Origin of the sequence: Zoogloea sp., assembly GCF_028693495.1 — a bacterium.
GTDB lineage: Bacteria > Pseudomonadota > Gammaproteobacteria > Burkholderiales > Rhodocyclaceae > Zoogloea.
Genome location: NZ_JAQUVG010000035.1, coordinates 1 through 12,977, shown reverse-complemented (window position 1 = coordinate 12,977; position 12,977 = coordinate 1). Strand labels below are relative to the sequence as shown.

General features: G+C 62.2%; 10 protein-coding genes and 1 CRISPR repeat array. Of the genes, 8 read left to right on the top strand and 2 right to left on the bottom strand.

From position 1 onward, the window contains the following. The first annotated feature begins 20 nt into the window (after positions 1–20). From PHD22_RS07705 to cas3f, 4 genes are all read left to right on the top strand, one after another. Positions 21–917: a DMT family transporter gene (locus tag PHD22_RS07705; protein WP_299864619.1), complete on the top strand. Its 897-nt coding sequence runs from the start codon at positions 21–23 to the stop codon at positions 915–917. 72 nt (positions 918–989) lie between these two features. Continuing rightward, the gene (locus tag PHD22_RS07700) at positions 990–1,262 is read left to right on the top strand and encodes a hypothetical protein (protein ID WP_299864616.1); all 273 of its coding nucleotides are present in this window, start codon (positions 990–992) and stop codon (positions 1,260–1,262) included. A gap of 166 nt (positions 1,263–1,428) precedes the next feature. Beyond that, complete coding sequence (cas1f, locus tag PHD22_RS07695) at positions 1,429–2,406, top strand: type I-F CRISPR-associated endonuclease Cas1f (RefSeq protein WP_299864613.1); 978 nt, start codon at positions 1,429–1,431, stop codon at positions 2,404–2,406. Beyond that, on the top strand, positions 2,403–5,789 hold the full coding sequence (gene cas3f / locus PHD22_RS07690; protein ID WP_299864610.1) for a type I-F CRISPR-associated helicase Cas3f: 3,387 nt from the start codon (positions 2,403–2,405) through the stop codon (positions 5,787–5,789). The genes cas1f and cas3f overlap by 4 nt, the downstream gene beginning before the upstream one ends. 23 nt (positions 5,790–5,812) lie before the next feature. On the opposite strand, the gene PHD22_RS07685 is transcribed toward cas3f, so the two are convergent. Both PHD22_RS07685 and PHD22_RS07680 read right to left on the bottom strand, forming a co-directional pair. Next, on the bottom strand, positions 5,813–6,184 hold the full coding sequence (locus PHD22_RS07685; RefSeq protein WP_299864608.1) for a DUF86 domain-containing protein: 372 nt from the start codon (positions 6,182–6,184) through the stop codon (positions 5,813–5,815). After that, a complete protein-coding gene (locus PHD22_RS07680) occupies positions 6,181–6,471 on the bottom strand; it encodes a nucleotidyltransferase family protein (protein ID WP_299864605.1) in 291 nt (96 codons plus the stop codon). Before PHD22_RS07680 ends, PHD22_RS07685 begins: the two co-directional genes overlap by 4 nt. 394 nt (positions 6,472–6,865) lie before the next feature. Here PHD22_RS07680 and csy1 point away from each other — a divergent pair, with 394 nt between their 5' ends. The 4 genes from csy1 to cas6f are packed head-to-tail and all read left to right on the top strand — an operon-like array spanning position 6,866 to position 10,836. After that, the gene (gene csy1, locus PHD22_RS07675) at positions 6,866–8,233 is read left to right on the top strand and encodes a type I-F CRISPR-associated protein Csy1 (protein ID WP_299864602.1); all 1,368 of its coding nucleotides are present in this window, start codon (positions 6,866–6,868) and stop codon (positions 8,231–8,233) included. After that, positions 8,230–9,222: a type I-F CRISPR-associated protein Csy2 gene (csy2, locus tag PHD22_RS07670; RefSeq protein ID WP_299864599.1), complete on the top strand. Its 993-nt coding sequence runs from the start codon at positions 8,230–8,232 to the stop codon at positions 9,220–9,222. Before csy1 ends, csy2 begins: the two co-directional genes overlap by 4 nt. A 27-nt stretch (positions 9,223–9,249) precedes the next feature. Continuing rightward, complete coding sequence (gene csy3, locus PHD22_RS07665) at positions 9,250–10,269, top strand: type I-F CRISPR-associated protein Csy3 (protein ID WP_299864596.1); 1,020 nt, start codon at positions 9,250–9,252, stop codon at positions 10,267–10,269. Positions 10,270–10,272: 3 nt separating this feature from the next. Beyond that, positions 10,273–10,836 carry a type I-F CRISPR-associated endoribonuclease Cas6/Csy4 gene (gene cas6f / locus PHD22_RS07660; protein ID WP_299864594.1) on the top strand — a complete coding sequence of 188 codons (564 nt, stop codon included), beginning with the start codon at positions 10,273–10,275 and terminating at the stop codon, positions 10,834–10,836. Positions 10,837–10,963: 127 nt separating this feature from the next. Then, a CRISPR array of direct repeats spans positions 10,964–12,858; the repeat unit is 28 nt; unit sequence CTTCACTGCCGGATAGGCAGCTCAGAAA. Positions 12,859–12,977: the final 119 nt, after the last annotated feature.

Here is a 12,977-nt window from a genome sequence, read left to right as displayed (position 1 = left end):
AGACGCATCGCTCCTGTCCCATGAACCTCCCCGGTCATCACATCGGCCTTCTGTTCGCCGTTCTCGGCGCCGTCGGTTTCTCCTTCAAGGCCATCCTCATCAAGCTGGCCTACCCCTACGGCGTCGACGCCGTGACCCTGCTGGCCCTGCGCATGGGCTTCGCGCTGCCCTTCTTTCTGGTCCTGGGCTGGCACGACCAGCGCACCCGCCGGCCCGATCCCCTCTCCCGGCGGGACATGGGGATGATGTTCGGCCTCGGTCTCACCGGTTACTACCTGGCCAGCTACCTGGATTTTCTCGGGCTGCAGTACATCTCTGCCGCCCTCGAGCGGCTGATCCTGTTTGCTTACCCAACCCTGGTGGTGGTGCTCTCCGCCCTGTTCCTGGGCAAGCGCATCACCGGCCGGGCGATGGGGTCGATTGCCTTGTGCTATGCCGGCATCGCCCTGGCCGTGACCCATGACCTCCACGTGACCGGCGGCATGCAGGAGGTGCTGGTGGGAGGCGCGCTGGTTTTCGGCAGCGCCGTCTCCTACGCCGTCTACCTGATGGGCAACGGCCAGGTCGTCGGCCGCCTCGGTGCCGCCCGGGTTACCGCCTGGGCCAGCACCATCGCCTGCCTGCTGTGCCTCATGCATTTTGTGCTCACCCGCCCCCTGGGCATGCTCCTCCAGCCCTGGCCGGTCGTGCTGCTGGGCGCCGCCATGGCCCTGTTCTCCACCGTGCTGCCGGTGTGGATGGTGTCCGAGGCCATCCGTCGCATGGGCGCCGGCCCGGTATCCCTGATCGGCACCCTGGGCCCGGTGGTCACCCTGTTTCTGGGCTGGCTGATCCTCGACGAAGCCATCGGCCTGTTCCAGATCCTCGGTGGCGGACTGGTGGTGGCCGGGGTGTTGCTGGTGGGCAAGAGGCGCTGACGCCCCGCCGCCCGCTGAACCTTTGCCCCGGGCGGGCATCCCAGAATCATCCTCATCTCCGGGAAGCCCGCCATGCCCACCCACCGCCCCTGGACGGTCAGCTTCTACGCCCACCTCCAGGACTGGCACGGCGGCCATCCCCCGGCCTGCAGCGCTGCCTTCGGCGATGAAGCCACCGCCATCCTCTGGGCCCGCACCCAGAGCATCCCCAGCCACCGCCTCGCCGTGGTGAGCCAGGGCAGCAGCGTGCGCGCGCTCTACCTGTCCACCCCCCGCGACGAGACCCTGATGCGCCAGGAACGGGTGGAAATCCCGGTGCCCCAGGGCGACAAGATCCTGCACTGACCTCCGGGCGCCATGTTTCTTCGTCGACGCAAAGGCCGTTCAGCTAAATCCGCTGGTTGTCACGGATGTCCTGGCCCTCGGGAGTGGTGATAGTTCATAGCAATGCCATTTCCTCTCATGCAATGCTCATTCGCTCATGACATGCGTCGGTGCGCGAGAGGGCACGATGGAATCTTTCATTCCTTCCGATCTCAAGACAATCCTGCATTCCAAGCGGGCTAATCTGTACTACCTCCAGCACTGCCGGGTACTGGTGAAAGGGGGGCGGGTGGAGTATGTGACGGAGGAGGGGCAGGCGTCTCTCTACTGGAACATTCCCATTGCCAACACCACCACGCTTTTGTTAGGGACGGGGACGTCGATCACCCAGGCGGCAATGCGGGAACTGGCCAAGGCCGGGGTGCTGGTGGGATTTTCCGGGGGAGGGGGAACGCCGCTGTTCAGCGCCAACGAACGGGATGTGGAGGTGGCGTGGTTTTCGCCCCAGAGCGAATACCGGCCCACGGAATACCTGCAGCATTGGGTGCGCTTCTGGTTCTCTGATGCGCTGCGCCTGGAGGCGGCCAAGGCGGTGCAGCGGGCCCGGCTGGGCCGCATTGCCGATCACTGGATCGGCAACCGCAAACTCGCCGACTTCGGTTTCGAGATTCCCACCGACCGGCTGAAACCGGCCCTCGACGCCTCCCTGCGGCAGATCGATCTGGCGCCGGACAACACCACTTTGCTGACCGAAGAGGCCCGGCTGACCAAGAAGCTCTTCAAGCTCGCCTGCGACGCTACCGACTACGGAGAATTCGTCCGCGCCAAGAACGGCAGTGGCGCCGACCCCGCCAACCGCTTTCTCGATCATGGCAATTACCTGGCGTACGGCCTGGGCGCTACCGCAGCCTGGGTGCTCGGGCTGCCGCACGGGCTGGCGGTATTGCATGGCAAGACCCGCCGCGGCGGGCTCGTCTTCGACATCGCCGATCTGGCGAAGGATGCGCTGATTCTCCCCCAGGCCTTCGTGTCGGCGATGCGGGGTGACGACGAGCAAGGCTTTCGCGAGGCCTGCATCGGGAGCCTCGTGCAGGCAGAAGCCCTGGATTTCATGATCGATACCGTCAAGGACATTGCGCTGACGCTGGGTAAGCAGGCGCAATGAACATTTTGCTGATCTCCCAGTGCACGAAGAACGCCCTCACCGAAACCCGACGGATCATCGACCAGTTTGCGGAGCGGCGTGGGGAGCGTACCTGGCAGACGCCGATCACGCAGGCAGGGCTTGATACGCTGCGTCGTCTGCTGCGCAAGACGGCCCGCAAGAACACTGCAGTGGCCTGCCACTGGATACGGGGCAGGGACCATACCGAGCTGCTGTGGATCGTGGGCGATGCGAGCCAGTTCAACGGGCAAGGCGCCGTGCCCACCAATACCACCCGCCGCAATGTGCTGCGCCGTGAAAGCGAAAACGACTGGCACAGCCTTCAGCGTATTCATCTGGTCACCTCCCTGGCGGCACTGCTGCATGACCTGGGCAAGGCGTCGCGGGCGTTTCAGGATCGTCTGCGAGCCAGCGGCATCGTGGGTCGCAACCTGTATCGGCACGAGTGGGTGTCCCTGCGCCTGTTTCAGGCCTTCGTGGGCGACGCCGCCGATGAAGTCTGGCTGGCGCGTCTGGGCAGCCCAACTGCCGAGGATGATGCCCGCTGGAACCCCAAAGTTTCTGAGTTGCGCGATGGCCTTGATCCTGCCGCCCGGAGCAACAAGCCCTTTGCCCGGCTTCCGCCGCTTGCCCGCGCCGTGGGCTGGCTGATCCTGACCCATCACCGCCTGCCGGTGATGCCGGTCGAGGATGGTAAGGGCGGCCATGAATGGCTCGGTACCAAGGCAAGGAATTTCCGGAGTGAGTTGCTGACGGATGTGCTTGCCCGGGTGGATGCCAACTGGAACGAACTGCCTGGAACGTCCGAAGCGAAGGAGATCGAGCCCTACTGGGCGTTTCCCCACGGCTTGCCTGTCACGCAAACCCAGTGGCGCAAGCGGGCGGCACGTATTGCCCGCCGCCTGCTGATGCTCCATCAAGCGTCCCCAGGGTTGGACTGGTGTGACGACCCCTATGTGATGCACCTCTCCCGCCTCAGCCTGATGCTGGCGGATCACCACTATTCGAGCCTCACCGAGAAAGTTGATCGGGTGAGCGTGCCCAAAGGCTATCCGCTGCACGCCAACACTCGGCGCGACACGGGAGACTTCAATCAGACCCTGGACGAACACCTGCTTGGGGTGGCGATCCATGCGGGCACCATCAACCATGCCCTGCCGGGCTTCGAGCGCCATCTGCCCAGGCTGGCCCGGCACAGGGGGCTGACCCGGCGGAGCCAGGAGCAGCGTTTCCGCTGGCAGGACAAGGCCGCCGATGTGGCCGTCACCATGCGCGAGCGGTCTGCCGGCCAGGGGGCCTTCATCATCAACATGGCGTCCACCGGCTGTGGCAAAACCCTGGCCAACGCCCGCATCATTAACGCGCTGGCCGATCCGCTCAAAGGCATGCGGTGTGCCTTCGCGTTGGGGCTGCGTACCCTCACCCTGCAGACAGGGAGGGCCTTTCGCGATGCCCTGGGCCTGTCCGACGATGCGCTCGCCATCAAGGTGGGAGGAGCCGCCAGCCGGGAACTGTTCGAGTTCCACGAGCGTCAGGCGGAGCAGTCCGGATCCGGCTCATCCCAGAGTTTGCTGGAAGAAGACAGCCACGTCCTGTTTGAAGGCAATGCCGAGCATCCCGTCCTCCAGCGTCTTTCCAGGGACCCGCAGGTCCGTTCCCTGCTGGCAGCCCCGCTGCTGGTGTGCACCGTCGATCATCTGACCCCCGCCACCGAGAGTCAGCGGGGCGGCCGGCAGATCGCCCCGATGCTGCGGCTGATGAGCGGAGATCTGGTGCTGGACGAGCCGGACGACTTCGACATCAATGACCTGCCGGCCCTGACCCGTCTGGTGCATTGGGCGGGTTTGCTGGGCAGCCGGGTGCTGTTGTCCTCCGCGACCTTGCCGCCGGCGCTGGTGGACGGCTTGTTCCAGGCCTATCTGGACGGGCGGGCCTGGTATCAGCGCAACCGGGGAGAGCGCCCGGGCGAGGCGCCGAATGTGTGCTGTGCCTGGTTCGACGAATTTGACCAGCTTCAGCAGGATTGCACTCAGAGCAGTGGCTTCATCGAGGCCCATGCGCGCTTTGCCCGGAAGCGCCATGCCCGCTTGAGCAAGGATCCGGTTCGGCGCCTGGGAGAGCTGCTGCCTCTGAATGCCAGCGGATCACCCGCCGAAATCCGTGCTGCATTTGCCCGCACATTGGTACCCGCGGTGCTGCGCCTCCACGCGGCGCACCGCGGTATTGATCCGGTGTCGGGCAAGCGGGTGAGTTTCGGGCTGGTGCGCATGGCCAACATCGCACCTCTGTTTGACGTAGCCCTGGCTCTGCACGCGCAAGGCATGCCCGAAGACTGCCGGTTGCATTTGTGCGTATATCACTCCCAGTTTCCGCTGCTGATCCGTTCCGCCATTGAAAAGCAGCTCGACACCACCCTCAACCGGCGGACCGAGGGCAGCGTGTACGCCTTGCCGGACATTCGTGAGCGCCTCGATCAGCACCCGGAGTCTGACCAGATTTTCATGGTGTTAGGCTCCCCCGTCACGGAGGTGGGCCGGGACCACGACTACGACTGGGCGGTCGTCGAGCCATCCTCCATGCGCTCCCTTATCCAGCTGGCCGGGCGTATCCGGCGGCATCGCCCAGGCGAGGTGAGCAGCCCCAACCTGCTGATCTTCGATATCAATCTACGCAATCTGGAAAAGCCAGGCAGGGCTGCTTTCTGCCGCCCGGGATTCGAACAGGATGAAGGCCCGTTTCGCCTGAATTCCCACCGCCTCGCCGATCTTCTGGAGGAGGCCGAGGTTCGGGTGATCGACGCCCGGCCGCGCATCGTCCCGCGCCCCGACGAGGCACTGAGCCCCTCGCAAAGCATGGTGGACCTGGAGCACGCCCGCCTGCGCCAGCAGATGCTGCCACCGGCCCAGGCCCTGGCCGACACACCACCCCGCAGCACCCGCCGGGCCAGCCAGCGGGTGCCGGGTGTCAGCCTAAACGCCGCCAGTCATTGGCGCATTCCCCAGGTCTGGCTGACCGGCGTGTTGCCCCAGCAACAGCCTTTCCGGGACAACACCGGGGGCGCTCAGGTTGACGTGGTGCTGCTGCCCGACGAGGAGTCGGAGGACTACGTTCTGCATCAGGTAAGCAAAGGCAGCAGAAAGTGGGACGTGCTCTATGTCCGGATCGACGACAGCAAGAACCACCGCATCCCCGACCACCTGCTCCAGGGGGGCCGCATCTCGATCTGGGGTACGGCGGACTACATGGAGCTCCTGCGCACCCACGCCGAAGACACCGGCCTGTCGCTCATCGCCTGCGCCCAACGTTACGGCACCGTCAGCCTTCTAGACAGCACCCAGGGTTGGCGCTTTCACCCGGCGCTGGGATTTACGGGGGAGAAGTGATGGAGAGCCTAAGGTTCAGAGCGTCAGGGGTCGGTCAGCCCGTCCTCGGCGGCCCGCCTGATTGCGGGCAACTGGGCGACCAGTGTGGGGAGCGCACGTTGCACGGTTTCCCAGACAATCCCGATGTCCAGTTCAAAGTAGCCATGTGCGATCCGGTTGCGCATGCCTTTCATGTTCGCCCACGGCACAGTGGGGTATCCAGCAACAAACGCGCCATGGTGTTCAAGGAGTTTTGCGGCGAGCTCTCCGATTACGAGGAGGTTCAGCACGACGGCCTGCTGGGTCCGTCGGTCTGCGCTGAAGTCTTCCCGCTCCAGGTCTTCAACATAGGCAAGCGCTTGACGCGTCGCCTCGTCCATTTGTTCAAGCCAGAGAGAAAGGCGGTTGTCCGTCACAGCGGACGCGCCTCTGCGAGGACTTTCGCGCGGATCCGCAGCGGTAGATCGCCGGGGGTCAGTACATCGACTGGCACACCCAGCAGTGCCTCCAACTCCACTTGTAGCCCTCCCAGATCGAACAGTGTCGTCTCGGGGCTGGGGTCGACCAACAGGTCGAGGTCGCTGCGGTCGGTGTCCGTCCCGTGCAGCACGGAACCGAAAACACGGGGATTGCTGACATGAAAGCGCCTGGCCAACTCAAGGATGGCGAGTCGATCCTGGTGGAGGGTCTGGGATGGCTTCATGGTGCGTGGTGCCTCTGGCTGCCTATCCGGCAGTTAATTTGTCTCGCTCGTCGAACAGCGAATATTTCTGAGCTGCCTGTTCGGCAGTGGCAATCGGCATGCGGAAGGAGTAAGTTGCAGGCTGTGGTCAGTTAAAATATCATCAAACAGAGAATAGGTTAAATTTTTCTGGGGCCTCCGAAAGACTGCCATCTTTCGGAGGCGGGTAGCAAAGCTGCTGGTTGTTGGCCGACGCCCACCTATGGGGTTAGTCGCAGGAAGGAGGATGTGGGTGTGATTGACCATCGCACGATCAGATTAGTGAGTTGACCATCGCAGTAAATCAAACCCCCGAGGCTTTGCTTCGGGGGATTCTACGGCTAGCCGTTATCTTGTCAAAGCAAGAGGTTGCATCTTGTCCGAATCTCCTCAAGATCGCCGCAGTCAATTCCGTTCTGCCATCCAGAAATTCCTCCGGGAGCGTCTGGAAGGCAAGCTCGACAAGCTGGGGGACGATGACCCCAAGCGTGCCGAGCTCTTGGTGCAGTTTGTGCCAGAGGCATGGTTGGCTGACGCAGCGAAGCGGGTTGCACAGATCCAGACTGTCACCCATTCCCTGAAACCGATTCATCCCGAGGCGCGGGGTACCAATCTTTACTGCCCGCCGGCCTCGCTGGTGTCACGCCCCGAGGTGGGCTCCCACGTTCTCGGGGCGGATTTTTCCGGCGACGTGGTGGGCAACGCCGCCGCCCTGGATGTGTACAAGTTCCTGCGTGTCGTGGTGGAGGGGCGTCCTCTGCTGGCGTGGTTGCAGCAGGGCGACACCGATGCCGTGGCTGCGCTTTCCGACGATGCCGAACTGGCGCAGGCGTGGGCGGACGCCTTTCGCAGCGTGACCGAACCTGCCAGCGAGATCCCCGCGTCGCATGTGTTGGCCAAGCAGCTCTACTGGCTGGTCGGGGAAGACCCCATGGTGGATGAGGATTTCCAGCTCCTCGCGCCGCTTTACGCCAGTTCATTGGCGCACCGGGTCTTTCAGACTATCAACGAAGATCGTTTTGGCGATCAGGCCAAGGAGGCCCAGCAAGCCCGTCGGGAGCACCGCGCTTACGCTGGGGTGGTTCGGGATTATCCGCATCTTGCGGTCCAGAAGTTCGGGGGTACCAAACCGCAGAACATCTCGCAGTTGAATAGCGAACGGGGTGGCAGCAATTACCTCCTCGCCTCGCTCCCGCCCCGTTGGAAAAGCCCGGTGTTCGCCGCTCCCTGGTTCGTCGAATCCGTCTTTGCCCTGTTCGGGCGTAGTCAGGAGGTGTGGCCGGTGGTGAGGACCTTGCGGGCGTTCCTTCAGTCCGACCCACCTCCCGTGCTGGAAACACGCCTGCGGCGAGAGGCCTTGATCGACAGCCTGATTGATGAGCTGACGGACTTTGCCCGGCAGTTTCATACCGCGTTGCCTGCTGGGTGGACCTTGGATGCCCGCTGCCGCTTGCCGGAAGACGAGCGTCTGTGGCTGGATCCTGGCCGGGTGCTTGCCAGGGCTGAGGGGGACGAGGACTTCTGCACCAAGTGGTTCCAGATGGACTGGCCGGCAAACGTTGGGTCCCGTTTTGGCAACTGGCTTAATGGGCAGTTGAAGGACGACAGTCTGGGCCTGGGAGATGTGGAAATGCGCCATTGGCAGTCCGAGCTGCTTTTGAACCAGGATTGGGCAGAGCGCTTATATGAACTGCGTGGGCAGACCGATGCACCTCAGTACATTCCTACGCGGGAGAGCGCATGAGCTATTTGCGACCTGAAAGCGAAGGCGTGCTGGTGCTCAACCGCCTGCCGATCCAGAACGCCAATGCCATTTCGAGTCCGTTGACCCACGGGTTCCCGTCCATGACCGCCTTCCTGGGCTTGATGTGGGCACTGGAGCGCAAGCTGCGGACCCAGGGCATAACGCTCCAGTTCGATAGCGTCGGAGTCATCTGCCATGACTTTGACGAGCAGGTGACGGAAGGCGGCTACACCAAGGCCTTTCGACTGACCCGCAATCCCGTGTCCAAAGACGGCAGTACAGCGGCCATCGTGGAGGAAGGGCGCATCCACCTGGAGGTCACTCTGATCTTTGGCGTGTCTGGCGAAGCCGTGCTGGACGACGCAGAGCCTCGGCAGAAGTTGGCGGACCAGATTGCCGAAACCCTGGCCGGTATGCGGGTGGCTGGGGGAAGCGTGCTCCCCGCAAGGCGGGTGGAGCGTCTGCCTTGCGCCGAGCTGCTGCGCCTGGATGAAAACCCGGAAGAAGCCCGCGAGGATTTTCGGCTGCGTCGCCGTCGCTGGATGCCCGGCTTTGCACTGGTGTGTCGGGACGACCTGCTGGCGCAGCGCCTGGAGAGTTTGCAGGCCAACACGCCGGAGGTGACGGCACTGGATGCTCTGCTCGACCTGTCCCGTTTCAACTGGCGGCCGGCAGTAGCTGAGGCCCCCGGTGACCAGGCTGAAAGGAAGGGAGTGGAATGGGAGCACGACCGCACCGAAGGCTGGATCGTGCCAATCCCGGTGGGGTATGGCGCGCTCTCCCAGGTGCACCCGGCCGGAACAGTGAAGAACGCCCGGGATGCCTGCACCGACTTCCGATTTGTGGAGAGCCTTTACTCCGTCGGCCAGTGGATCAGCCCACACCGCCTGGGCAGTTTTCGCGAGCTGCTCTGGTATGCCCACAGTGATGTGGATGCCGGGCTGTATCGCTGCCGCAACGACTTTGCCGCCACTGCGCGCGGCCTCTGAATACGCCTCTGAAAGGAGTACATCATCATGACGCTCAAGACTGCCTCCGTTCTTGCCTTTGAACGTAAGCTCGATCCCTCCGACGCCCTCTTCTTTGCGGGAGCCTGGGACAACCGAAACAACAGCGCCGCCTGGCCACCCGTGGCTATCGAAAGCAAATCCGTGCGGGGTACCATCTCCAACCGCCTCAAAACCAAGGATCAAGATGCGGCCAAGCTGGACGCGGCCATCGAGAACCCCAACCTGCAGACGGTGGATGTGGCTGCCTTGCCGTGGCAGGCCGATACCCTGAAAGTGGTTTTCACGCTGCGCGTGCTGTCGGGAACCGGACAGCCCTCGGCCTGCAACGATGCGGATTACCAGAAGAAACTGATGGAAACGGTGGCGGGCTACGTGAGTGGTCAGGGGTTCTGCGAACTCGGTCGCCGTTATGCCGCCAATCTGGCCAACGGGCGCTTTCTGTGGCGAAATCGAGTGGGGGCGGAAAGTGTGGAAGTGCAGGTGGCGCACTGGGTCAATGGCCAGCCCCAGACAACCTGGACCTTTGATGCCCTGGCCTTTTCGCTGAGGCACTTCGATGTTCCGGATGAGGCATCGACGGCCCTGGAGGCTCTCTCCTCGTTGATCGCTGCCGGGCTGGCCGGTAACAGCCATGTGCTGCTGCAGGTCACTGCCTACGTGCGTACAGGGGCGGGGCAGGAGGTTTTCCCGTCCCAGGAGCTTATCCTGGACAAGGGGCGCTCCACCAAGAGCAAGACCTTGTATGCCGTAGGGGACATCGCCGGCCTGCATTCCCAGAAATTGGGCAACGCCATTCGTACCATCGACACCTGGTATCCCGAAGTGGACGAATTGGGCCCCATTGCCGTGGAGCCCTACGGTTCGGTCACTACTCGCGGCAAGGCCTATCGCCAACCCAAGAAAGGCGATGACTTTTATTCTCTGCTCGACAACTGGATCATCAAGGACAAGGTACCGCCGGCCGAGCAGCAGCATTTCGTCATTGCCACCCTGATCCGTGGCGGGGTGTTTGGTGAGGCGGGTTAGGTCATGGATCACTATCTGGAAATCCGTCTGTTACCCGATCCGGAGTTCCCCGCGACAACCTTGATGAACGCCTTGTTCAGCAAGCTTCATCGAGCCTTGGTGGGGCTGGGAACGGAGCAGATCGGCGTCAGCTTTCCCGATGTCCAGGGCCGGCCAAGATCCCTGGGGGAGCGCTTGCGTCTTCATGGTTCTGCAGCTGCCTTGTTGATGCTGAAGCACTCCGGGTTGCTCAAGGGAATGCGGGATCACGTCCAACTGGACGACCCTGTGCCGGTTCCCGAAGTCACCCGTCACCGGGTGGTCCGCCGGGTCCAGTCTCATAGCAGTCCGGAACGAGAGCGGCGCCGTCTCATAGCCCGCAAGGGCTTGACGCCGACGGAGGCCATGGAACGCATCCCCGATGGCCGTGCCGAGCTCCTCGACCTGCCATTCGTTGTCCTCACCAGTAGCAGCACCGGTCAGCAGTTCCGCCTTTTCATCGATCACGGCCCCGTGATTGATGAACCCCAGGTCGGTGTCTTCAGCACCTATGGTCTGAGCCCCACCGCAACCATCCCCTGGTTCTGACCCTTTTTTTTTGCCTTTTTTAAGGTATTGATTTCATAGTATTTTATGACAAGGTGGGAATTTGGGTTTAGCGCGGCGAAGCACGATTTTCTTTAAAAAATCAATAGTAAAAGCTTGCCAGAATCTACTTCACTGCCGGATAGGCAGCTCAGAAATCAAATTACAACGATGTCACATGGCTTGTTGGCTTCACTGCCGGATAGGCAGCTCAGAAAGTTACATCGGGCGCCAGGGCGGCGGCTTCGATCTTCACTGCCGGATAGGCAGCTCAGAAATCATCACGTGGTCGGCATCGGCCAGCGTGGGGCTTCACTGCCGGATAGGCAGCTCAGAAAGAATGCAACATGATCGCAGCCGCCGTGCGCGGCTTCACTGCCGGATAGGCAGCTCAGAAATACGACCATACCGGCCAATACAACGCCGTCGTCTTCACTGCCGGATAGGCAGCTCAGAAAGGTAGCGGTTCGACAGGAGAGGTTTTCCAGAGCTTCACTGCCGGATAGGCAGCTCAGAAATCGAAGCCATCAAAGCCGACGCAGCCACCGCCCTTCACTGCCGGATAGGCAGCTCAGAAACGAGACCTGTCCGACCTGGGTGGGCTCGGCATCTTCACTGCCGGATAGGCAGCTCAGAAACGGGCGAGACGCTGCGGGAGGATGTTCTCCCCCTTCACTGCCGGATAGGCAGCTCAGAAACCATGGACCTGTTATGTCAATGGCAAATCGCCCTTCACTGCCGGATAGGCAGCTCAGAAATTGAAGCCGGCGCCGCCTCGGTGGCCCCCGTCCTTCACTGCCGGATAGGCAGCTCAGAAATTCGAGCTGCACCGATGTTTCGTAGGTGCGCCCTTCACTGCCGGATAGGCAGCTCAGAAACTGGGCGCTGCAGGTGATGACGCCGGCCGGGTTCTTCACTGCCGGATAGGCAGCTCAGAAATTCGACACCGCCAACCCGCAACCCGTCGGCCTCTTCACTGCCGGATAGGCAGCTCAGAAAAGCAATGCCAATCAGGCCGCGATAGATGCCGCCTTCACTGCCGGATAGGCAGCTCAGAAAGGAACGCCGTTGTCACGCACTTCGATGACGGACCTTCACTGCCGGATAGGCAGCTCAGAAATCTCCGCTGGCGAGCAGATCCATGAGGTTGCGCCTTCACTGCCGGATAGGCAGCTCAGAAAAGAACGCTGCTTGAGCGGGCGTTGCAAATGGATCTTCACTGCCGGATAGGCAGCTCAGAAACAGCTGATGGGCCAGCTCCGTTGCACCCCCCGGCTTCACTGCCGGATAGGCAGCTCAGAAATCAGTGCAGGCAAAGAAATCACCGCACGCCTCCTTCACTGCCGGATAGGCAGCTCAGAAAACATTGGCGGCTTCTTGTGCGTGGTCGCCGCGCTTCACTGCCGGATAGGCAGCTCAGAAATGTGTTGTGGTGAGGGAAAGGGGTCTCAGGCGCTTCACTGCCGGATAGGCAGCTCAGAAAAGTATCCCAGCCCACATGCTGCGCTACCCGGCCCTTCACTGCCGGATAGGCAGCTCAGAAAGTGTGGCAAACCGTGGAGATCGAAACCCATGCCTTCACTGCCGGATAGGCAGCTCAGAAACGTAAATTTAATTCCGAGGACGCATATGACCACTTCACTGCCGGATAGGCAGCTCAGAAACGAGCAGAAACCTGGCCATTAACTCGAACCATCTTCACTGCCGGATAGGCAGCTCAGAAAGGACGGACCTGGACCCGGGCGTCCCTGCGGGCCTTCACTGCCGGATAGGCAGCTCAGAAACATGATGCGGGCGATGTCTTCGACGGACTGTTCTTCACTGCCGGATAGGCAGCTCAGAAACAGCAGGTCGTGGCCGATCTGTTGTAGGGGAGTCTTCACTGCCGGATAGGCAGCTCAGAAAGCCCAAACCCTGCATGTGCGGCCGCGCTACCCCTTCACTGCCGGATAGGCAGCTCAGAAACCGATCCGATCAGCCGGCCGGGTGATGTGTGGCTTCACTGCCGGATAGGCAGCTCTCAAGAAACAAAACTAGCCTGGGCGGTTTTCATGCGGCTGCCCCGATGGGGTTGATCTGGAACCCGAGCGCGGTGGCTCGGCGTTTGAGTGCAGCGATGCTGCGCTCGCGTTGCAGTTCTTCGT

Bases quoted from the DNA above. Each gene is read 5' to 3' on its own strand.
- cas1f (WP_299864613.1), top strand. From the start codon at position 1,429: ATGGAATCTTTCATTCCTTCCGATCTCAAGACAATCCTGCATTCCAAG.
- PHD22_RS07680 (WP_299864605.1), bottom strand. From the start codon at position 6,471: ATGAAGCCATCCCAGACCCTCCACCAGGATCGACTCGCCATCCTTGAG.
- csy3 (WP_299864596.1), top strand. From the start codon at position 9,250: ATGACGCTCAAGACTGCCTCCGTTCTTGCCTTTGAACGTAAGCTCGAT.
- cas6f (WP_299864594.1), top strand. From the start codon at position 10,273: ATGGATCACTATCTGGAAATCCGTCTGTTACCCGATCCGGAGTTCCCC.
- PHD22_RS07700 (WP_299864616.1), top strand. From the start codon at position 990: ATGCCCACCCACCGCCCCTGGACGGTCAGCTTCTACGCCCACCTCCAG.
- csy2 (WP_299864599.1), top strand. From the start codon at position 8,230: ATGAGCTATTTGCGACCTGAAAGCGAAGGCGTGCTGGTGCTCAACCGC.
- cas3f (WP_299864610.1), top strand. From the start codon at position 2,403: ATGAACATTTTGCTGATCTCCCAGTGCACGAAGAACGCCCTCACCGAA.
- PHD22_RS07705 (WP_299864619.1), top strand. From the start codon at position 21: ATGAACCTCCCCGGTCATCACATCGGCCTTCTGTTCGCCGTTCTCGGC.